Origin of the sequence: Paractinoplanes abujensis (assembly GCF_014204895.1) — a bacterium.
GTDB lineage: Bacteria > Actinomycetota > Actinomycetes > Mycobacteriales > Micromonosporaceae > Actinoplanes > Actinoplanes abujensis.
Genome location: NZ_JACHMF010000001.1, coordinates 8,251,060 through 8,272,062, shown reverse-complemented (window position 1 = coordinate 8,272,062; position 21,003 = coordinate 8,251,060). Strand labels below are relative to the sequence as shown.

Annotated in this window: 22 protein-coding genes; 11 read left to right on the top strand and 11 right to left on the bottom strand. The window is 70.9% G+C overall.

Annotated elements, in window-relative coordinates:
- Nucleotides 1-131 precede the first annotated feature (131 nt).
- Nucleotides 132-677, top strand: coding sequence for a LytR C-terminal domain-containing protein (locus tag BKA14_RS38090; protein ID WP_184955580.1), 546 nt, complete (start codon nt 132-134; stop codon nt 675-677).
- A gap of 36 nt (nt 678-713) precedes the next feature.
- On the opposite strand, the gene BKA14_RS38085 is transcribed toward BKA14_RS38090, so the two are convergent.
- Nucleotides 714-1,508 (bottom strand): inositol monophosphatase family protein, encoded by a 795-nt coding sequence (locus BKA14_RS38085; RefSeq protein ID WP_221478541.1) that lies wholly within the window; start codon nt 1,506-1,508, stop codon nt 714-716.
- Nucleotides 1,509-1,853: 345 nt separating this feature from the next.
- On the opposite strand from BKA14_RS38085, the gene BKA14_RS38080 reads away from it, so the two are divergent.
- A complete protein-coding gene (locus tag BKA14_RS38080; protein WP_184955578.1) occupies nt 1,854-3,413 on the top strand; it encodes an RNA polymerase sigma factor in 1,560 nt (519 codons plus the stop codon).
- A 243-nt stretch (nt 3,414-3,656) separates the two neighbouring features.
- Entirely contained in the window at nt 3,657-3,896 is a 240-nt protein-coding gene (locus tag BKA14_RS38075; RefSeq protein WP_133874972.1) for a DUF7455 domain-containing protein, read from the top strand.
- Nucleotides 3,897-4,688: 792 nt separating this feature from the next.
- Here the strand turns inward: BKA14_RS38075 and BKA14_RS38070 are convergent.
- From BKA14_RS38070 to BKA14_RS38050, 5 genes are all read right to left on the bottom strand, one after another.
- Nucleotides 4,689-4,949 (bottom strand): helix-turn-helix transcriptional regulator, encoded by a 261-nt coding sequence (locus BKA14_RS38070; RefSeq protein ID WP_184955577.1) that lies wholly within the window; start codon nt 4,947-4,949, stop codon nt 4,689-4,691.
- Nucleotides 4,949-5,440 carry a hypothetical protein gene (locus BKA14_RS38065; protein WP_184955576.1) on the bottom strand — a complete coding sequence of 164 codons (492 nt, stop codon included), beginning with the start codon at nt 5,438-5,440 and terminating at the stop codon, nt 4,949-4,951. Before BKA14_RS38065 ends, BKA14_RS38070 begins: the two co-directional genes overlap by 1 nt.
- 99 nt (nt 5,441-5,539) lie before the next feature.
- Nucleotides 5,540-7,264 carry a DEAD/DEAH box helicase gene (locus BKA14_RS38060; protein ID WP_184955575.1) on the bottom strand — a complete coding sequence of 575 codons (1,725 nt, stop codon included), beginning with the start codon at nt 7,262-7,264 and terminating at the stop codon, nt 5,540-5,542.
- Nucleotides 7,265-7,353: 89 nt separating this feature from the next.
- Complete coding sequence (locus BKA14_RS38055) at nt 7,354-7,968, bottom strand: trimeric intracellular cation channel family protein (RefSeq protein ID WP_184957195.1); 615 nt, start codon at nt 7,966-7,968, stop codon at nt 7,354-7,356.
- Nucleotides 7,965-8,183, bottom strand: coding sequence for a DUF3039 domain-containing protein (locus tag BKA14_RS38050; protein ID WP_184955574.1), 219 nt, complete (start codon nt 8,181-8,183; stop codon nt 7,965-7,967). The genes BKA14_RS38055 and BKA14_RS38050 overlap by 4 nt, the downstream gene beginning before the upstream one ends.
- Before the next feature lie 178 nt (nt 8,184-8,361).
- Here BKA14_RS38050 and BKA14_RS38045 point away from each other — a divergent pair, with 178 nt between their 5' ends.
- Entirely contained in the window at nt 8,362-9,312 is a 951-nt protein-coding gene (locus tag BKA14_RS38045) for a pseudouridine-5'-phosphate glycosidase (protein ID WP_184955573.1), read from the top strand.
- A complete protein-coding gene (locus BKA14_RS38040) occupies nt 9,312-10,190 on the top strand; it encodes a carbohydrate kinase family protein (RefSeq protein WP_184957194.1) in 879 nt (292 codons plus the stop codon). The genes BKA14_RS38045 and BKA14_RS38040 overlap by 1 nt, the downstream gene beginning before the upstream one ends.
- Here the strand turns inward: BKA14_RS38040 and BKA14_RS38035 are convergent.
- The 4 genes from BKA14_RS38035 to BKA14_RS45390 all read right to left on the bottom strand — a co-directional run bounded on the left by BKA14_RS38035 (nt 10,187) and on the right by BKA14_RS45390 (nt 13,291).
- Nucleotides 10,187-10,600, bottom strand: a complete 414-nt coding sequence (locus tag BKA14_RS38035) for a DUF3099 domain-containing protein (protein ID WP_184955572.1) — start codon at nt 10,598-10,600, stop codon at nt 10,187-10,189. The two genes, BKA14_RS38040 and BKA14_RS38035, sit on opposite strands and share 4 nt — an antisense overlap.
- 121 nt (nt 10,601-10,721) lie before the next feature.
- Nucleotides 10,722-11,288 carry an HhH-GPD-type base excision DNA repair protein gene (locus tag BKA14_RS38030; protein ID WP_184955571.1) on the bottom strand — a complete coding sequence of 189 codons (567 nt, stop codon included), beginning with the start codon at nt 11,286-11,288 and terminating at the stop codon, nt 10,722-10,724.
- A 48-nt stretch (nt 11,289-11,336) separates the two neighbouring features.
- A complete protein-coding gene (locus BKA14_RS38025; protein ID WP_184955570.1) occupies nt 11,337-11,978 on the bottom strand; it encodes a response regulator in 642 nt (213 codons plus the stop codon).
- Between the two features lie 104 nt (nt 11,979-12,082).
- Complete coding sequence (locus BKA14_RS45390; protein ID WP_184955569.1) at nt 12,083-13,291, bottom strand: sensor histidine kinase; 1,209 nt, start codon at nt 13,289-13,291, stop codon at nt 12,083-12,085.
- Nucleotides 13,292-13,411: 120 nt separating this feature from the next.
- Here BKA14_RS45390 and BKA14_RS38015 point away from each other — a divergent pair, with 120 nt between their 5' ends.
- The 5 genes from BKA14_RS38015 to dtd all read left to right on the top strand — a co-directional run bounded on the left by BKA14_RS38015 (nt 13,412) and on the right by dtd (nt 18,673).
- Entirely contained in the window at nt 13,412-14,146 is a 735-nt protein-coding gene (locus tag BKA14_RS38015; RefSeq protein ID WP_184955568.1) for an ABC transporter ATP-binding protein, read from the top strand.
- On the top strand, nt 14,140-16,479 hold the full coding sequence (locus BKA14_RS38010; protein WP_239092520.1) for an ABC transporter permease: 2,340 nt from the start codon (nt 14,140-14,142) through the stop codon (nt 16,477-16,479). The genes BKA14_RS38015 and BKA14_RS38010 overlap by 7 nt, the downstream gene beginning before the upstream one ends.
- Nucleotides 16,480-16,554: 75 nt before the next feature.
- Entirely contained in the window at nt 16,555-16,905 is a 351-nt protein-coding gene (locus tag BKA14_RS38005) for a hypothetical protein (protein WP_184955567.1), read from the top strand.
- A gap of 437 nt (nt 16,906-17,342) precedes the next feature.
- Entirely contained in the window at nt 17,343-18,251 is a 909-nt protein-coding gene (locus BKA14_RS38000; protein WP_184955566.1) for an aminoglycoside phosphotransferase family protein, read from the top strand.
- Entirely contained in the window at nt 18,251-18,673 is a 423-nt protein-coding gene (gene dtd, locus BKA14_RS37995) for a D-aminoacyl-tRNA deacylase (protein WP_184955565.1), read from the top strand. Before BKA14_RS38000 ends, dtd begins: the two co-directional genes overlap by 1 nt.
- A gap of 23 nt (nt 18,674-18,696) precedes the next feature.
- Here dtd and BKA14_RS37990 read toward each other — a convergent pair whose 3' ends face one another.
- Entirely contained in the window at nt 18,697-19,485 is a 789-nt protein-coding gene (locus BKA14_RS37990) for a sporulation protein (protein ID WP_184955564.1), read from the bottom strand.
- 296 nt (nt 19,486-19,781) lie between these two features.
- Here BKA14_RS37990 and sigB point away from each other — a divergent pair, with 296 nt between their 5' ends.
- Entirely contained in the window at nt 19,782-20,732 is a 951-nt protein-coding gene (sigB, locus tag BKA14_RS37985; RefSeq protein ID WP_184955563.1) for an RNA polymerase sigma factor SigB, read from the top strand.
- The last annotated feature ends 271 nt before the right edge of the window (nt 20,733-21,003 follow it).

Here is a 21,003-nt window from a genome sequence, read left to right as displayed (position 1 = left end):
GCGCCGGAAGTATTCCCTGTTTCCGCATGCCTGGCGCACAGACGCTAACCTCTCGACAGGTCCGCCCGTGCCCCGGTGGGCGCGACATCCCGTTTGCGCCCCCTTCAGAACCGCCCCCTGGAGCCAGTCCCATGAGTTTTGCGCGCGTACGAGCGTTGATCGTCGTCGGCGTGCTCGCCGTGGCCGCGGTGGTGTTCGTCGTGGTGGCGCTGGTGAAGGACACCCAGGGTGGCACCAACGCGGGTGACGACTGCCCCGCCGGCGCGCCGATGGTCGACCTCACGCTCCCGGACGACCCGGCCGAGGTCTCGGTCAAGATCTACAACGGCACCGACAAGGCGGGGCTGGCCGACAGCGTCACGAACGAGTTCAAAAACCGGCGCTTCACCACCCAGAAGCCGGCCGAGAGCAAGACCAAGTACAAGGGCGTGGCCGAGATCCGCTACGGCCCGGACTCGGTGGGCAAGGCGCAGCTGCTCCGGGCGTACTTCCTGGCGCAGTCCAAGATGTCCTACAGCGCCAAGCGCAAGGGCCAGGTCATCGACATCGTGGTCGGCAACGAGTTCCGCCAGCTGGCCACCACCACCGAGGTCAACCAGTCCCTGGTCGAGGTGGGCGAGCCCACGCTGCCGCCGGGCGCCTGCCTCAAGCCCGCCGAGAAGGACAAAGACTCCTAGCCCGTACGGGATTCCGCCCGGCGCCCCGAACTGCGCTCACGGGCCCCCTGAGGCGTCCAGAGCAGCCAGTACGTCGTGCAGCTCCGCGAAGATGCCCGGCCCGGCGGTCACCAGCAGGTCCAGGCCGGGCGCAGCGCCGTTCAGGCCCGAGACGACCGCGCCCGCCTCGGTGGCCACCAGACCCCCGGCGGCCCAGTCCCACGGGTTGAGCCCCTTCTCGTAGTAGCCGTCGAGCATGCCCTCGGCCACCGCGCAGAGATCCAGGGCCGCCGCGCCGAACCGGCGGATGTCACGCACACGGGTGATCAGCCCGGCCACGACCTGACCCTGATGGGCCCGCCGCCGGGCGTCGTAGCTGAACCCGGTGCCGACGAGCGCCTGCCCCAGCCCGGCCGGCGCCGAACAGCGCAGCCGCCGCCCGCCCCGCCAGGCCCCGCCGCCGAGCGTGGCCGTCCACTCGTCGCCCGTTGCCGCGTTCACCACCACACCGGCGACCACGGTGCCGCCGACCTCGGCGGCCAGCGAGACCGCGTACTGCGGCAGCCCGTACAGGTAGTTGACCGTGCCGTCGATCGGGTCGAGGATCCAGCGGACGGCCCCGGTGCTCCTTTGCTCCTCGCCCTCGCTGCTGCCGTACTCCTCGCCCAGCACCCCGTCGCCGGGCCGGGCCGCGCGCAGCGCCTCGACCACCTGACGCTCCACGGCCTTGTCGGCCGCCGTCACCACATCGGTCGCGGTGCTCTTGGTCTCGACGTCGCCGATCGCCTCGGCGCGCATCCGCCGGGCCGTCGCGGCGGCGTCCCGAGCCACCCCGACCGCCAGTTCCAGCAGCGCGCCGGGGTCCGCGTCAAAATCGTTACCGGGATTTTTCCCGGCGTTGGTGGCCGGCTCGCCGGGGGCCGCATCGGCCGAAAACTCGCTCACGTCTTTGCCCTTTCCGCCGATACCATTCTCGCGCCGGGTGTCTCCGGCGAGGTCGGCGGCCCCCTGCGGCGTGCTGCGACGGGAGGATCTCGCTCGACGGCGCTACAATTCACCCCTGCCCACCGCTTCACGGACACCGAGCACCGATCGTCCGTGTCCCGGGGGTCCTCACACCAACACCGGCCAGCCTCCTCGCCGTGCGCTGCGCTGGGCTCATGGCCGTTGCACAACCTCGCCTCCGGAAGGTCTTTCGTGACAGAAGCCCACCAGAACGGTGCCGACGTTCGCTCTCTCACCGAGGCCCTCATCACCCATGCCCAGGGCGCTGGTGGGCAGCTCACGTCGGCCGAGGTCGCGCGCACGCTCGAGTCCGCCCAGGTGAATCCGGCTCAGGCCAAGAAGATCCTCCGCGGTCTCATGGACGCGGGCATCACCGTGGCCGTCGACGGCACCACGGGGACCCGCCGCAAGGTCGCGGCCGCCCGCGCCGCCACCCCGGCCTCCAAGGCCACCACCGCCAAGGCCGCCGTGCCCGCCCGCAAGCCCGCCGCCCCCGCTCCCAAGCAGGCCGCGGCCGAGGCCGGCGACGAAGCGGCCACCCCGGCCAAGAAGGCGCCGGCCAAGAAAGCCGCCACGAAGGCCGTCCCCGCCAAGAAGGCGGCCGCCGGTCCCGCCAAGGCCGCCAAGCCCGGCGAGGAGGGCCCCGCCGAGGGCGAGATCGATCCCGAGGAACTCGCCGCCGAGATCGAGGACGTCGTCGTCGAGGAGCCGCCGGCCATGGTCGCCGCCGCCGCCACCGACGCCGCCAGCTCGGCCACCGACGGCGACTTCGAGTGGGACGACGAGGAGTCCGAGGCCCTCAAGCAGGCGCGTCGCGACGCCGAGCTCACCGCCTCGGCCGACTCGGTCCGCGCCTACCTCAAGCAGATCGGCAAGGTCCCCCTGCTCAACGCCGAGCAGGAAGTCGAGCTGGCCAAGCGGATCGAGGCCGGCCTCTACGCCGCCGAGCGCCTGCGCGCCTGCGACGAAGGCGAGGAAAAGCTCGAACGCAACATGGAGCGCGACCTGCGCTGGATCGGACGGGACGGCGAGCGGGCCAAGAACCACCTGCTTGAGGCCAACCTGCGTCTGGTCGTGTCGCTGGCCAAGCGCTACACGGGCCGCGGCATGGCCTTCCTCGACCTCATCCAGGAAGGCAACCTGGGCCTGATCCGCGCGGTCGAGAAGTTCGACTACACCAAGGGCTACAAGTTCTCCACGTACGCCACCTGGTGGATCCGCCAGGCCATCACCCGCGCCATGGCCGACCAGGCCCGCACCATCCGCATCCCGGTGCACATGGTCGAGGTCATCAACAAGCTCGGCCGCATCCAGCGTGAGCTGCTCCAGGACCTGGGCCGCGAGCCCACGCCGGAGGAGCTGGCCAAGGAAATGGACATCACGCCGGAGAAGGTCCTCGAGATCCAGCAGTACGCCCGCGAGCCGATCTCGCTCGACCAGACGATCGGCGACGAGGGCGACAGCCAGCTCGGCGACTTCATCGAGGACTCCGAGGCGGTCGTCGCGGTCGACGCGGTGTCGTTCTCGCTCCTCCAGGATCAGCTGCAGCAGGTCCTCCAGACGCTCTCCGAGCGCGAGGCGGGCGTGGTGCGGTTGCGGTTCGGCCTGACCGACGGCCAGCCGCGCACGCTGGACGAGATCGGCCAGGTGTACGGGGTCACCCGTGAGCGCATCCGGCAAATCGAATCCAAGACGATGTCGAAGTTGCGACACCCGTCCCGCTCCCAGGTTCTGCGCGACTACCTGGACTAGGGACGTTCGGTCAACAAAGCGTGCCCGAATGGTCACCACCCGTACAACATCGGGTGGTGATCAGACCGTTGTGCAGAAGTGATCGTTGACGTGGCACCCTTGGATCACGGCACACTTAGCCCACCACGGTGTGACCTCGGTCCCCCCGGGGCACCGTGGGAAGGCTGCAACGGTGCAGGGTGTTGCACGATGTGAGCAGTAGCCGAGGAACGTGTTCATCGGTTCGAACAGAGGAGGAAGGCGATGACCCCGACTCTCACGCCGCCGGCGGGAAGCTTGGCCGGCACCGCAGCCGATGAACGGTGCGACCGCTGCAATGCAGCCGGAAAGCTCCGTTTGACCCTGGCTGGTGGCGGTGAGCTGGTGTTCTGCGGACACCACGCCAACCGGTACGCCGAGGACCTGGTGAAGATCGCAGTGCAGTACGCGGCGGACCCGGAGTTCACCTGGCGTGGCGCGGACATGATGTCTAACTCCAACTGAAGAGTCCCCAACCCCCCGAGCAAGACTTGACGAAGGGGCGCCCACGGTGTGGGGCGCCCCTTTTCACGTCCCCACCCGGGCCCGCTCCCCCAAAACGGCCGCACAGCCGCCGCCCCGCGCGCCCACAGCCGGGCCACCGCACCGCCGCCGCACTACCGCGCCTCCACAGCCGGCACACCGCGCAACCGCCGCACCCCACGCGCCCACAGCCAGCCTGCCGCACCTCACGCGCCCACAGCCAGCCTTCTGCACCCCGCGCGCCCCATAGCCAGCCCGCCGCGCAGCCGCTGCGCCCACCGTCGCCCCGCCCGCCACCGGCGCGCTCACAGCCAGCCCACCCGGCAACCGCCGCACCGCGCGCCCCATAGCCGGCCTGCCGCACCCCGCGCGCCCCATAGCCAGCCCGCCGCGCAGCCGCTGCGCCCACCGTCGCCCCGCCCGCCACCGGCGCGCCCACAGCCGGCCCACCGGGCCCCGCGCGCCGTAGTCGCCCCGCCTCGCAGCCGCCGTGCCCCGTGCAACCAGAATCGGCCCGCCCGCAGCCGCCGCGGCGCCTCGCTCGTCCGCAGTCGACCCGCAGCGCCCACAGCCGCGCCCCCTGTCCGCCCACCGTGGTCGCTAGCCGCCGCACGCACGATGTGCCGGCCCGAGCGGCTCGGTTGCCCCGCTGCCGGCCCAGTCGACGCAGCACCCTGCCGCTCCGCCTGTCGCACCCGCATCGGCCTCAACGCCCCCGCCTGCGCCGCTCGCTGGGCCACCCCAGACGCTCACGGGCCGCCTGAGCCGCCCCTATCAGCCGGTGGTGGTGCCGTCAGGCCCGGTGTCCCACAAGTGCTCCACGGTCGTGTTGAGGGCCTTGGCGACCTTCAAGGCCAAATAAACCGACGGCGCGTAGTCCCCCGTCTCCATCGCGATGATCGTCTGGCGGCTCACCTGCACGGCACTCGACAGGCCCTGCTGAGTCAGCCCGGCCTCCTTGCGCGCGGCCCGGATCCGCACCCCGGCGGCCCCGCCCGCCTCAGGCGCCCGCACCGGCCCGGCCGGAGGCGCCATCAGTCGTCGTCCACGGCGGAGTCCTCGAGCCGGCGACGCCGCCGGCTCTGCCTGACCTGGCTCACGAGCCCGAACACGCCGCCGAACGCTCCGCCGATGGCCGCACCGACCCAGGTGGCGCCGTCGGGGTCGTAGGCCCGCAGCGCACCGACCAGGAACACCGCATAGGGCAGGCCGCCGATCAGGGTCAGGACGACCCGGCGCGGGCCCCAGCTGCGCGGGGTCGTGTCGACCCGGCGACTGCGCACATACCACCCGCAGATCGTGATCGGCACCATCATGGCGACGAGCACGACGGCGAGCGGGATCACCGACGAGCGGCCCAGTGGCCACACCATGACCGCCGCGGCCCACGGCACGACCATCCACTGCATCGACGCGGCGGCCGCGATGCCCTCGTACCAGCGATAGCGCTCGCGCTCATCGCCGTACGTATCGCCGTCGAGATCAAGATTCCAGTGCACGACTCGGTCGAGGAGTGTCGTCGTCATGCGTCCATCATTGTGTGAAGTCCTCTTGACGTCAAGTGGACTTAACGTCAAGACTCCTTCACATGGTTTCTCACGTGACGGCGTCACCTCGTACGGGCGTCAAAGGGTCTGGATCGTCGCGATGCGCTCCTCGAGCTGCTCGATGGTGGCCTGGGCGCTGGGCGGCCCGCCGCAGAGCCGGCGCAGCTCCGCGTGGATCTTGCCGTGCGGCAGATTGGTGCGGTGGTGATGCGCCGCCACCAGCGTGTTCAGCTGACGGCGGAGGCTGTTGCGGCGCTCCCCCGCGGTCATCGGCGCCGGAGCCTCCCGCTGCACGGGGGCTGCGGGCTCGGCCGCCTTGCGCTTCTTCTGCGCCGCCATCTGCTCGGCCTGCCGCTTGTTCAGCAGCACCGACACCTGGTCGGCGGTGAGCAGCCCGGGCAGGCCGAGGTATTCCTCCTCCTCGGCCGTGCCGGTCATCGCGCCCATGCCGAAGGAGGTGCCGTCGTAGATCACCTGGTCCAGCTCGGCCGTGGCGCCCAGGGCCTCGAACTGCTTCTCGAGGTCGCCCTCCGCCTTCTCCTCACGCTGCGCGCGTTCGAGCAGGTCGTCGTCCAAGCCGTCCTTCTGCTTGGGCAGCCCCAGCACGTGGTCGCGCTGTGCCTCCATCTCGCTGGCCAGCCCGAGCAGGTGCGGCACGCTGGGCAGGAAGACGGTCGCGGTCTCGCCCTTGCGCCGGGCCCGCACGAAACGGCCGATCGCCTGGGCGAAATAGAGCGGGGTGGAGGCGCTGGTGGCGTAGACACCGACCGCCAGCCGCGGGATGTCGACACCCTCCGACACCATCCGCACGGCGACCAGCCAGCGCTCCTGCGAGGCGGCGAAGGTGGCGATCCGCTTCGAGGCACCCTCGTCGTCGGAGAGCACGACGGTGGCCGGCTCCCCGCTGATCTCGCCGATGAGCTTGGCGTAGGCACGGGCGGTCTGCTGGTCGCTGGCGATGATCAGGCCGCCCGCGTCGGTCATGCCGTGCTCGCGCAGCTTGGTCAGCCGGGCGTTGGCCGCCCGCAGCACCTGGGGCATCCAGTCGCCGCGGTGGTCGAGCGCCGTACGCCAGGCCTGCGCGATCAGGTCCTTGGTCATGGGCTCGCCGAGCCGGGCCGCGAGCTCGTCCCCGGCGTTCGTGCGCCACCGGGTCTCACCGGAGTAGGCCATGAAGAGCACCGGCCGCACGACGCCGTCCTTCAGCGCGTCGGAATAGCCGTAGACGGAGTCGGCCCGGGAACGCTGCAGCCCGTCCTCGCCGCGCTCGTAGGAGACGAAGGGGATCGGGTTCTCGTCCGAGCGGAACGGCGTGCCGGTGAGCATCAGCCGGCGGGCGGCGGGCTCGAAGGCGTTCTTGACACCGTCACCCCAGCTCCGCGAGTCGCCGGCGTGGTGGATCTCGTCGAGGATCACCAGCGTGGGCCGGGTCATGGTGCGGCGGCGGTGCACGGCCGGGGCCATGCCGACCTGGGCGTAGGTGAGCACCGCGCCGTGGAAGTCGCGCGACGAGTGGATGTCGGAGTTGCGGAACTCATGATCGAGCTGGATGCCGACGCGGGCGGCCGCCGAGGCCCACTGCACCTTGAGGTGCTCGGTCGGGCACACCACGGTGACGGCTTCCACCGTACGGTCGGCGAGCAGCTCGGCGGCGATCCGCAGGGCGAAGGTGGTCTTACCCGCGCCGGGGGTGGCCACCGCCATGTAGTCGTCGCCGCGGCGGCGCAGGTAGCCCACGAGAGCCTTGCGCTGCCAGTCACGAAGTGGCGGGAAGGTTTCCAGATCCGGCAGTGGCGGGCTCAAGCTGCGACGATCCTTCCCTGACAGAAAACACCCCCGGCACTGGACCGGAGGCGGCAACCAGCATAGCCGCGACGGCGGCCTCGCGCGGGCTACGGCGCAGCGACCGGAGCCGACCAGCGGCGGTAGAGCGCGATCAGTCGGACACCAGTGATGAGCAGGGCCGACACGCCCATCGTGAGGGCGTCGGCCACCGCGACCTCGCGCAGGATCGTGACAAGAATCGCGCCGCCCAGGGCCGCAACGGCATAGATGTCACGCTGCAGAACCACGGGAATCTCACCGGTCAGCAGGTCGCGGGCGAGGCCACCGCCGATAGCGGTGAGCATGCCGATGAGGCAGGCGCCGACGGGTGGCACACCCGCGTCGAGCGCCTTGATCGTGCCGGTGACGGTGAAGAGCCCCAGCCCGGCCGCGTCGAGCAGCAGGACGGACCGGCGCCAGCGCGCCAGGCGGGGGTGCAGCCAGAAGACGGCGAGCGAGGCCGCGATCGCCGTCATCGAGTAGCGCCAGTCGGCAAAGGCCAGCGGCGGCACCGCGCCGATCACAAGATCACGCAGGATGCCGCCGCCGAGCGCCGCGATGAATCCGACGAAGGCGACGCCGAACAGGTCCAGCCGCTTCGCGACGCCGGCCGAGGCGCCCGAGGCGGCGAAGACCGCGACGCCGATCAGGTCCGCGGCTAAGAGCCCGTCACCACTCGTCAGTGCTTCATCGATTCGTAGATCTCCTTGCACTGGGGGCACACCGGGGATCCCGGCTTCGGCGACTTCGTCACCGGAAACTTCTCACCGCACAGCGCCACGACAAAGGTGCCCATGACCGCGCTTTCCGCGATCTTCTCCTTGCGCACGTAGTGGAACATTTCCGGCCCGGTGTCGGCGTCCTTGGTCTCCGGACGCTCCAGGATCTGCGTGCTCACGACATCTGCCCTTCGTTCACATTCTCGGGTCGAACCGCCGATCCCCCCGGCTTCGGCGGCCTAACGAAAGCTCCAACCCGCAAGTGTGACACCTCGGACCGGACCGGTCCAATGACCTGGTCTTCAGCTTTGTGCCGGGCGGCGTCCAAGGGCTTCGCGACACCGTACGGTAGCTGTCGTGACTGACTTCGCGATTCGATACGGCGAGCACGTGACCCGTGCCCGCCGGGACGGCCGGCCGGTGGTCGCGCTGGAGAGCACGATCATTTCGCACGGGCTGCCGCATCCGGACAACCTGCGGGTGGCGCACGAGATCGAGCAGACCGTACGGGATCAGGGCGCTACGCCCGCCACGATCGGCATGATCGGCGGCGAGCTCGTCGTGGGTCTGGACGATGCCCAGATCGAGCATCTGGCCCTGGCCGAAGGAGTGGCGAAGCTCTCCGTACGGGACCTCGCCGTGGCCGCCGCCCGGCGCGCGGACGGCGCCACCACGGTCGCCGCGACCAGTGCCGTCGCGGCCGCCGCGGGCATCGGCGTGTTCGCGACCGGCGGCCTGGGCGGCGTGCATCGTGAGGCGAACCTCACCTTCGACGAGTCGGCCGACCTCACGACGCTGGCCGGCACGCCCATCGTCGTGGTCTGCGCCGGCGTGAAGTCGATCCTCGACGTGGGCGCGACGCTGGAGCGGCTCGAGACCCTCGGCGTCGCCGTGGCCGGGTACGGCACCAAGCGCTTCCCCGGCTTCTTCATCACCGACGGCGGATTCGACGTGGACTGGGGGCTCGACTCGCCGGAGCAGGTGGCCGACGTGATCCGCGCCCGGGCCGACCACAACGTCGGTGCGGGGGCACTGATCCTGGCCAACCCGCTGCCGGTCGATCAGCAGCTCGACCCCGACCTGCACGACCGTACGCTGGCCGAAGGCTTGTCGCTGCTGGCGCGAGGTGGGATCACCGGCAAGGCGGTCACCCCGTTCCTGCTCAGCCACTTCCACGAGAGCACCGAGGGCCAGAGCCTCGAGGTGAACGTACGGATCATCCTGCGCAACGCCGAGCTCGCCGCCAAGATCGCGGTGGCTGCGGCCACGCCGGCCACGGCCCCGCTCGGTTTCAGCGTCTCTGCGTGATCATCGTCGTAGGTGACCTGGTCACCGATGTCCTGGTGGCCCACGGCGGCCCGATCGAATCGGGCTCCGACACCGCCGCCGCGATCACCGTGGGCGGCGGCGGCCAGGCCGCGAACACGGCGGCCTGGCTCGCGCAGTCGGGACAGCCGGTCACGCTGGTCGCCGCCGTGGGCGATGACCCGGCGGGCCGCGAGCGGGTGGCCGAACTGGCCGGGGCCGGTGTGCGATGCGCGGTACAGACCCATCCCGGCGCGGTCACCGGCAGCGTCGTGGTACTGGCGGGCCCGGAAGAACGCACGATGATCACCGATCGGGGCGCTTCACTGCTGCTGGACCCGGCCCGCGTACGGGCGGCGGTCCTGGACATCCCCGACGCGGTACACCTGCACCTCTCCGGCTATCCCCTGCTGCACGACGGCTCACGCGCGGCTGGCCTGGCGGCGCTGGCCGCCGCCACCGAGCGTGGCCTGACCACCAGCGTCGACGCGGCCTCGGCGGCTCCGCTGCGGGCGGTGGGGGCCGAGGCCTTCCTGACCTGGATACGCGGTTGTGATCTGCTGCTGTGCAACGCCGACGAGGCCGATGTGCTGGCCGGTCCGGGTCCGGCCGCCGAGCAGGCTCAAAACCTGACTTCCCACGTACGTAATGTGGTCGTCAAGCAGGGCGGCGACGGCGCCACTTGGGCCGCGCGGGACGGCAGCGTGCACTCGGCCAGGCCCGATCGCGTTCCGATGCGGGACCCCACCGGTGCGGGCGACGCCTTCGCCGCGGGTCTGCTCGGCACGTGGATCACCGGCAGCACCCCTGACGAGGCGCTCGAAGCCGGTGCCGTCCTCGGCGCCGCGGCCGTCTCACGGATCGGGGCCCGGCCGCGCTAGCCCTCCTTGCGGTCGCGAGGGTCGCTCGGGATCCAGTGCTCGCCGGTCTCGGAGGGCTCGAGATCGATCGTCAGGTATTCGGCCTGCTCGGCGGAGTGCTGCGGGAGCGTGACCTGCGGCTTCGCGTCACGGGCGGCGGCCGAGGCGGCGCGCTCGGCCTTCGTCCTGGCGGGCCGGTCGTTGGCGATGAGCACGGCCGCCCACGGCAGGAACACCATGCCCGCGCCGCACAGGATGAGCCAGAGCGGCAGCCACGGCGGCCGGACACTGACGAGCACGGCCCCGGCGACCACGCAGGCGGCACGGATGCCCATCATCGTCACGTACCGGATCTGCCGGCTACGGAACTGATCATCCGGGCTGCGATCCGCATCCGTGATCAGAACCGCTCTGTCCAGCTGCTTCTTCACGATGGGTCTCCGATCGACCCCCCATACTTGCACCGTTCGTGCCAGTACGCCCAGCGTGCTCTCGACCGGGCCGCGTGCCGCGTCGCCGAAGTTGGTGTTTTACCAGCTCACAACCGCGCGATTACGCCTTGGCGGCAGCCTTCATCTCCTTCTTGTAGGCGCGCACCTTGCCCAGCGACTGGTCGTCGACGATGTCGGCCACCGACTTGAAAGAGCCCTCCTCGCCGTACCCGCCGGCGGCGGCACGCCACCCGGCCGGCTGCACTCCGTACTGCTTGCCGAGCAGCGCCACGAAGACCTGCGACTTCTGCTTGCCGAACCCCGGCAGCGACGCCACCCGCTTGAGCAGCTCCTCGCCGTCCTCGACGCCGGTCCACAGGTTGGCCGCCACCCCGTCGTACCGGTCGACCAGCGCCCGGCAGACCTCCTGCACCCGCGCCGCCATGGCCTTGGGGAACCGGTGCAGCGCGGGCGGCTTCGCGAAGATCGCGATGAGCGCCTCCGGGTCGAACTCCGCCAGCTCGGCCGCCGTCGGCGCGTGCCCGAGCCGCTGCGCCAGCACATGCGGCGAACTGAACGCCTTTTCGAGCGGAATCTGCTGGTCGAGCACCATGCCGATGAGCAACGCCAGCGGGTCGGTGGACAGCAGCTCGTTGGCCTCGGCGTCGATCGGCAGGGAAAGCGTCATGGCGCTCATCTTCGCAGGTGCCGCGGGTCTGGCGGCAGCACCGGGCGGTCATCGCAGGCCGCTCTCGTAGGCGGCGATGACGAGATGCGTGCGGTCGCGGCCGTCGAGCTTGGTGAGCAGGCGGTTGATGTGCGTCTTGACCGTGGACATGGAGACCCCGAGCTGCGATGCGATCTGATCGTTCGACAGCCCCCGGGCCACCAGCACCAGCACCTCACGCTCGCGCCCGGTGATCTGAGGCAGCGGCGTGACGCGCCGCTCGGGCTGCGCGACGTGGGCCTCGATCAACCGGCTCAACGGCCCCGGCGCGAGCAGCCTGTCCCCCGCCATGACGGTCCGGATGCCGTCGATCAGCTCGTGGGGCAGCACATCCTTGATCAGAAAACCGCTGGCTCCCGCACGGAACCCACCGATCACATACTCGTCCAGGTCGAAGGTGGTCAACATGATCACTTTGCTGTCCAGCGCATCGGCGCCCCGGCAGATCGCCCGGGTGGCCTCGACGCCGTCCATCTCGGGCATCCGCACGTCCATCAGAATCACGTCGGGCCGTTCCCGCCGCGCGATCGCGACCGCCTGCCGCCCCGTGCTGGCCTCACCGACGCAGACAAGCCCCGGCGTGTGATCGATCAGCACCCGGAAACTGCCCCGCACAAGCGCCATATCGTCCGCGATCACCACCCGGATCACGGGCCGCTCCCCCGCGGCGCTCGCCCCGGGCCCCGCTACCCCGGCCCCCACCACCACAGACCGCGCCTCCGCGACGCCCTCTCCGGGCTGCTCCCACGCGGCGCTCATGGCGCGAATCGCAGGGTCGCCGCGACTTCCCAGCCGCGATCGGGCTGCGGTCCGGCCCGGAACTCCCCGCCGAACTGCGCGGCCCGTTCCCGCATGCCGATGAGCCCCTGCCCGACCGGGCCGCCTCCCCCGGCCAGGGCCGCCGGCCGGGTCTCGCTTACGGCACTCCCGGATGGCGCAGCCGGGCCGGTGAGAGTGGCGCCGGCCCCGTCGTCGGTGATCCGGATACTCACCTCACCCGACCGGCCCACGACCTCGACCCGGCAAGCGGCGGCGCCGGAATGCTTGACCACATTGGTCATCCCCTCCTGGACCATGCGGTAGGCGGACAGCGCCACATCGCTGGGCAATTCCTCCTCCATGCGCACCTCGAGATCCACCCTCAGCCCGGTCGACCGCGCGTTGCGGACCAGCTCGGGCAGGTCGGCCAGAGTCGGCGCGGGTCGCAGGGCAGCCTCCGTGCGCACCAAGGCGAGCGCTCGCCTGATCTCCGCCAGCGACTGCCTGCTCGTCGTGCCGATCACCCGCAACGCGGCCCGCATCTCTTCCGGCCGATCGTCTCCGACGTGGTCGGCGACGGCCGCCTTGATCGCGATCATGCTCATGCTGTGCGCGACGATGTCGTGCAGCTCGCGAGCCAGCCGGAGGCGCTCCTGCTCCACCGCGAGCGCCGTGGCCTGCTCGGCGCGGGAGGCCGCGTGCGCCCGGCGTTCCCGCACTGTGCGCCCGACCGCCCAGAACGCGGCGATCATCCACGTCACGACCAGCAGCTCGAACGAGTCGCCCTCGGCCACGGCGAATGACGCGACCAGGGCCACCACGCTCACCAGGACGACCGGGACCGAGCGACGCCGCGGAAGCTCGACGCCGACGGTATAGAGGACGAGGCCCAGCGCAACGATCGGCGCCGCGCCGGCATAACTCGGGATCGCACCGCTGACGACGGCGAACACGGCGACGACCAGCACCACCGCGGTCGCGGCGATGGGCCACAGACGACGGACGGCGACCGGAGCGCCCAGAGCCAGGCCGATCATCGCGGACAGCCAGGCCGGCTCGAACCAGGCCGGTTGGGCGGACGCCGGCGGTTCGGTCGCGGCGAACCATCCAAAGGCAGCGGCCAGCACGGCCAGCAGCGCGTCGATGCCGAGCAGCTGACCGCGGTTGAGCCTCCGGATGAGGAAGGAGGGCGATGCGGCAGTCACCCGAGCGACGTTAACGAGCGGCGGGGGCCCGGGCGTCAACCCACGGTTCGATTTTCTGGCGTCACGGCGCCGAACCACGGGTTGACGACATCCGATCGGGAAACCAGGAGGCTTTCCGCCATGACGACACCGATGGTTGCGATCAAGGAGCTCCGAAGGGAGTACGACGCCGGTCCGGGCCCGGTGACCGCGCTCGACGGCGTCACTGTCGACCTCGCCGCGGGCACGTTCACGGCGGTAATGGGCCCGTCCGGCTCCGGCAAGTCCACCCTGTTGCATTGTGTGGCCGGTCTCGACCGCCCGACGTCCGGCGAGGTGACCATCGAAGGGGTCCGCCTGGGCGAACTGGACGAGACCGGGCTGACGGTGCTGCGCCGCGAGCGGATCGGCTTCGTGTTCCAGGCGTTCAACCTGATCTCGTCGCTCACCGCCGCGCAGAATGTCGCTCTTCCCGTCCGGCTCGCCGGTCGCCGCATCGACCCGGCCGACGTGAATGCCGCCCTCGACGACGTCGGCCTGGCCGATCGGGCCCACCACCGCCCGGTCGAGCTCTCCGGTGGCCAGCAGCAACGAGTGGCGATCGCCCGGGCGATGGTCACCCGGCCCGCCGTGATCTTCGCCGACGAGCCGACCGGGGCGCTCGACAACCAGACGTCCCGGCGCGTCCTCGAGTTGCTGCGCGGGCTGGCGACCGGCCGGGGCCAGACGATCGTGATGGTGACGCACGATCCGGTGGCCGCCGCTGTCGCCGACTCGGTGCTGCTGCTCGCGGACGGCCGTCTCGTCGATCGCCTCGACGGCGCCTCGGCCGAAGCGATAGCGGCCCGCATGACCCGAGCGGAGGCGACGTGCTGACCCAGTTGCTCCGGGGCGGCATGCCGGCCAGAGATCGGTTGGGCGCCTTAATAGCGGTCCTTCTGGGGACGGCGGTGGTCACACTGACTCTCACGCTGCTGGCCTCGGCCGGGCCGGAGCGGCCGGACCGGTTCGCCGCCGTGACTGTCGCGGTGCGAAGTGCCGGGGTCACGACACCGGCCGACCCGTTCCCGGAGACGCGACCGTGGCCGTCCGATGTGGCCGGCGCCCTCGCCGAACGGCTTGCCGGGCTGCCCGGTGTCGAGGCCGCCGTGCCCGATCACCGGTTCTACGCACAGCCCGTGCGGTCGGGTCGCCCGGTCGCCGAGATCCAGGAGGGGTACGGATGGGCGAGCGCGACCCTTGCGGGCGAATCCTTGATCGCGGGTCGTCCCGCCGACGCACCCGGTGAGGTCGTCCTCGGCGAAGACCTGCGAGTTCCGGTGGGCGGCACCGTGACGATCCTGACCGCGGCCGGCCCCGCGACGTGGAAGGTCACCGGGCTGGTCCGGGCGGCGCGCCTCTATGTCACCGATGCTGAGGCGGCCCGGCTGGCTCCCGGCGTACGGGTGATCGGGCTGACCGGGAACCCTGATCCTGCGGATGTGCGAGCCGCCGCGGGCGGGGCGACCGTTCTCTCCGAGGCGTCGCTCGGAGATCTCGAGCCGCGCGGCGACGCCCGTACGCGGTGGATCGGCTTGCAGGTGCTGAGCGCAATGGCGGCGCTCTCCGTGTTCTCGTGCGTCTTCGTGGTCGCTTCCACGCTGGCCCTGTCGGTCAATCAGCGACGCCGCGAGATCGGGTTGCTGCGGGCCGTCGGGGCCACGCCTCGGCAAGTGAGATTCACGGTGCTGCGCGAGGCAGCCGTGGTGGGTCTGACCGCGGCTGTCGTCGGCACGGCATCCGGGTTGGCGCTTTCCCCATGGGTGGGCTCGGTGCTGGTCGACGCCGGGTTCGAGCCTGAGTCCTTCCAGGCCCGGTTGCAGTGGTGGCCGCCGCTGACGGGTGTCCTGATCGGACCGGTTGTAGCGGTCGCGGGCGGGCTGATGGCGGCGCGGCGAGCCGCTCGGGTGCGGCCGCTCGACGCATTGCGCAGCGCCGAGGTCGAGACCCGGCCGATGACTCGGGGCCGTTGGTTGGCGGGGCTGGTGTTCGCGGGGGCCGGCATCGGTGCCGCGGTCGCCACGGTGGTGACGGACGATCTGGCCGACCTGGGTGCCTACGCGTTGCTGGGAGCGATGGCGCTGGTGGTCGCGGCCGCGCTGCTGGCACCCGCGGTGGTGCCGCTGATCGTGCGGCTGATGTTGCGCCCGGTTCGCGGCGCGCTCGGCACGGTGGTGCGGGAGAGTGCGCTGACCGGGGCGCGGCGTACCGCTTCCACCGCCGCGCCGGTCCTGCTCACGGTCGCGTTCGCGGTCTTCATCGCGGGCAACGTGCAGACCGCGGAGACGGCGTATGCCGATCGGCGAGCCGACGCCGCGCAGGCCGGCACGGTGCTCATGCCCGACGGCACGCCGGGCCTGACCGACTCGGCCGCTCCCGCGGCGGCCCTGTTCACCTCGGTCTACGTGAACGACACGGTGCTGATCGCCGCCGGCCTCCCACCGGATGGACCGGCGGAAGCGCCCGATCCGGACGCGCTGGTTCTCAATCGGTCGCGGGCCGCGCAGCTCGGCAGAGAGGCCGGGGACCAGTTGACTCTGGTCTTGGCGGACGGGCAGGAGAAACGGCTTCGGGTGTCGGCGGTGCTGCCGGACGACGAGGCGGCCGCGGAAGTGGTTCTTGCTCGTGCGACGGTGCGGCGCCACGATCCTTCGGCTCTGGCCCCGGCACAACCGGTCGGATCGGCGACTGCCTCGCCGGCACCGGTGGGGGCCCGGCTGGTCGACGTGGCGACCTACGCGCGCGAGTCGGGTTCCGAGAAGGATCGCCTGGTCTGGATCTTCACGCTGTTACTGGTCGGAGTGTCGGTGGGGTACGGGGCGCTGGCGGTGGCGAACACGCTGTTCATGGCGACCGGGCGGCGGGCGAACGACTACCGGCTGCTGCGGCTCGCGGGGGCCACGCCCCGCCAAGTGCTGGTGACCGTGGCGGGCGAGTCGGCGCTGGTCGTGCTGATCGGTTCGATCCTCGGCGGCTCGGCCGCTCTGCTGGCGCTGTGGGGAACGGCGGCCGGCTTTCGGGAGCAGACGGGCACGTCCGTGACGCTGACCGTGCCGTGGGCCGTCGCGACGGCCGCGGTCGGCGCGTGTCTGCTGCTGGCCCTGGTGGGCAGTTTGCTCCCGGCGCGGGCACAACTGACGGGTTCCGGGGCCGTCCGGGAACGAGCATGATGGCCGTCACCCCGGTTTACCCCGTGCCGGCCGGGGCACGTTGGGAGCCGCCGAACTGTCGGGAGGGGCAGAGCTATGAGCGACTCGCAGGAGAGCATCGAGCGGGAGATCCTGGGGAGCGATTACGCCCCAGGGGCCCTTAACGAGCCCAGTACGTACCGTCCCGAGAAGGGTGATGACGACCCCGGCCTGTCCAGCACGATCGCCGCGGGCACCGACACCGACCAGCTTCAGGACGGTGGGCCGCCGCCCGAGCACGGCGTGATGACCACGACCGGTGGGAACGCGGGGCCGAACAGCTTCCGGACGCGCCCGCGCTCGGGGCCGGGTGTCGCCAACACGACGACCGGCGACGCCACCACGGGCGCGATGGAGACGCCGGTGGACAGCTACACGAGCGACTCCAGCAGCAACGCGGTCGACTGATCGCCCGGCCGCCCACGCGCCGCCGCCGCGCCCACCCAACGCGACAGGGGCGGCGGCGGTGCGCGAACAAAGCGGCCTAGTGAGTCGCCCCGGGGCGGCACAGCGGGGCCTTCGGGCGGCCCGGCGGTTCACCCCAGGCGGCCGTGGGGTCATTCCCGACGCGACCGTGGGGCCACTCGCGGCGCGGCTCGGAAGTCACTCGCGGCGCGGCCGGAGGGTCACTCGCAGCGCGGCTCGAGGGCCACTCGCGGCGCGGCTCGGGTGCCACTCGCGGCGCGGCCGTGGGCCACTCGCGGCCCGGCCGTGGGGGGCAGTCGCGGCGCGGCCGTGGGGTCATTCCCGGCGCGGCCGTGGGGTCACTCGCAGCGCGGCTCGGGAGTCACTTGGGGCGCGGCTGTGGGGTCACTTTGGGCTCATTGGTGGGCTAGCGTCACGGCGTGACGAGTGTGCCGGTGCCTGAGGAGTTGGGTCAGCCGTTCGCGTTCGGGCGGGAGGCTGACGTCTACTCGCTCGGGGACGGCACGGTGCTCCGGCGGTATCGGGAGGGTGGGGACACCGAGCCCGAGGCGCTGATCATGCGGCATGTGGGAAGCCACGGGTTTCCGGTGCCGCGCGTGTTCGCGGCGGGTGGGGCCGATCTCGTTCTCGAGCGGCTCGATGGGCCGACCATGGCCGCCTTGTTGCTGTCCGGGGCGATGGCGATGGAGGACGGGGCGGCGATCCTGGCCGATCTGCTGCGCCGGCTGCACGCCCTGCCGCCGCTGGGCGGAAACACGCAGCCGATGGGCGCGGCGGCGAGTGACAGCGCACAGCCGACCAGCACGGCCGCAGATGACAGCGCACAGCCGACCAGCACGGCCGCAGATGACTGCGCACGGCCAGTGGGCCCGGTGGCGGGTGGCAGCGCACAGCCGGTAAGCCCGACGGCGGGTGACAGCGCACGGCCGGTGGGCGGAGACGTGCCCTCGGCAGGTGACGGCATGTGGTCGCTGGGTGAGGGCGGGCCGTCGGTGCTGCATCTTGATCTGCATCCGGAGAATGTGGTGATCACCGCGGACGGGCCGGTGGTGATCGACTGGCGGAATGCCCGGAACGGGGAGCCGGATCTTGACACGGCGTTCACGGCGCTGATTCTGGCGCAGGTGGCGACCGGGGCGATCCAGCATCCGACTCACGAGCAGGTTGGCGCCATGCTCGACGTTTTTCTGCGGCTCGCGCCCGGGGACCCGGTTCGTCTGCTGGACCAGGTGGTGGAGATGCGTTCGCGGCAGGTCACCATGTCTGTGGGTGAGGTCAACATGTTGCCGCTGGCTGCGGCGCGCGTACGGCAAGGGGTCGGGAAGTAATGCGAGCACTGGTGCAGACAGTCAGCCGGGCCAGCGTGACCGTTGACGAGGCGGTCGTCGGCAAGATCGAGGACGGGTTGCTCGTGCTGGTCGGGGTGACCCACGACGACACTCCGGCCAAGGCCGCCGAGCTGGCCCGGAAGACGTACGAGCTCCGCGTTTTGGACGACGAGGCGTCAGCGGCCGACCGCAACGCCCCGCTGCTGGTGGTCAGCCAGTTCACGCTTTACGGCGACGCGCGCAAGGGACGCCGGCCCACCTGGAGTGCCGCCGCGCCGGCTGAGGTGGCCGAGCCGCTCGTCACGGCGTACGTGGAAGCTTTGCGATCTCGCGGCGCGACGGTCGAGACCGGTCGGTTCCGCGCGCACATGCTGGTCGAAAGCGTCAACGTGGGGCCCCGGACAATTCTGCTCGAACTGTAGGGAGCCCCACGCCCGGCCCCGGGTCAGAAGAACAGGCCGCGCCGCTGCGCCGACTGCCGCAGCCAGTTGTCGAGCTGGCCGGCCCAGTCCACCTGGTCGACTGTCGCGTAGTCGACATCGAAACGGCCGAACGCGTCGTGCCCCTCGGTGAGGAAACCGCCCCGCTTGTCGATCTCCAGGACGACCTGGAGGTTCTGCGGGGTGGCGATGAACGTGAGCTCGAGCTGGTTGATGCCGCTCGCGTAGGCGGACGGCGGGTAGAACTCGATCTCCTGGTAGAACGGCAGGTGCTGCTGCACGCCGTAGACCCGGCCGCGCTCGACGTCGGCCTTGCTGAAGCGGAAGCCGAGCCGCAGCAGCGCGTCCAGGATGCGCTCCTGTGCGGGCAGCGGGTGCACCATGACGGCGTCCAGGTCGGACTTGTCGACGGCCCGCGCGACCTCGAGCTCAGTGGCCAGGCCCATGGTCATGCCGTGCAGACGCTGCCCATAGACCTCGGTGATCGGGGTTTCCCACGGCACGTCGAAGCGGAACGGCACGTCATAACGGGCACCGGGGTCAAGCCGGAACGAACCGGTCAATCGCTGCCGGTGGAATTCCTGGTTCGTGTTGTATTCGCTGTCGCCGCTCTCTACTTCGACCCGCGTCATCAACCCAATTGCCACATATTCGACGTCGACGGCGTGGTCCCCGCCGATGACGTGCACCTGGCCCTCAAGAAATCCGCCGGGCCGGCAATTGGGGTTGGCCAGCACAGTTTCGACCGACGGGCCACCGACACCCATTGCCTGCATCAGTTTTTTGAAGACCACTGAACCATCTCCTCCTCGAGGGCGTTTGGGGAACAGTATCGGCGCGCAACACGCGACGAGTACCGGCAATCCGGTCACTTGTCGGCTTGGCGACGTCAGGGTTCTCCCTGATTCATGCCACCTGGACGCTTGCCTCACCTCGGCTTAACGCGCTCCAGGCCAAGCTATCGATCACCGGCACGCAAGGGCTGGGAACGCACGAGCCAGTTATTCAGCGGGGAGGGGACTGAAAGGTGGTCCTGCAGATGAAGGCGTCGGAGTCCAAGGCGACGGTTGCGGTTGCCGTTGAGAACAGCATGACCGATGGTGTCGAGCTCCTGACCGACCTGGACGCCACGGACGAGCGTGGCGTTTCCGCCGACCTGGTTCGTGCCTACTTGAACGGCATCGGACGGACCCGGTTGCTGACCGCGGTCGAAGAGGTCGAGCTGTCCAAGCGCATCGAGGCCGGCCTGTACGCGGAGGAGAAGCTCCCCGAGGCCGCCGAAGACCTGGCCCCCCTCCTGCAGATCATCATCGCGGAGGGCAAGGCTGCCAAGAACCACCTGCTCGAGGCCAACCTGCGGCTCGTGGTGAGCATCGCGAAGCGGTACACCGGGCGGGGCATGGCCTTCCTCGACCTCATCCAGGAAGGCAACCTGGGCCTGATCCGCGCGGTCGAGAAGTTCGACTACACCAAGGGCTACAAGTTCTCCACGTACGCCACCTGGTGGATCCGCCAGGCCATCACCCGCGCCATGGCCGACCAGGCCCGCACCATCCGCATCCCGGTGCACATGGTCGAGCAGGTCAACCGCATGGTCCGCAGCCGCCGCGACCTGGCCGCGACGCTCGGCCGTGAGCCCAGCATCGCCGAGATCGCGCAGGCCATGGGTGTGCCCGAGTTCCAGGTGATCGAGCTGATCTCGTACGACCGGGAGCCCGTCAGCCTCGACCAGGCGGTGGGCGAGGACGGGGAGAGCGCGCTCGGCGACTTCGTGGCCGCGGTCGACCAGCAGCCCAGCACCGGCGCCGGTCAGGGCGAGCTGCGCAGCGAGGTCGAGATCGTGCTGGCGACCCTGAGCGAGCGCGAGTCGGCAGTCATCCGCCTGCGCTTCGGCCTCGACGACGGCCGCCAGCGCACCCTCGACGAGGTCGGTCGCGAGTTCGGCCTGAGCCGTGAGCGCATCCGCCAGATCGAGAAGGTCACCATGCTCAAGCTGCGCGACCCGGAGCGCGCGTCCCGCCTCGAGGCCTACGCCGGCTGAGGCACGCGACACTTCCGACCGCCCGGCGGGCCTCACGGCTCGACCGGGCGGTCGCCGTTCCAAGACCTTTCCCCGTACGCCGTGAGGCAGCGCCGATCAGGAAGTGCACAGCGGCCGGGGGCGGGCCCGATCGGGGTTGCGCGGACGGCAGGCTGGTCACGGGCTGGGTGGCTGGTGGGGGCGCATCCGGGTATCGGGTGCGCGGGCGGCGGCCGGTCAGGGGCTGCGCAGTTGACAGGAACACGGGCCGGGGCAGGGCCGGGGCACGCGG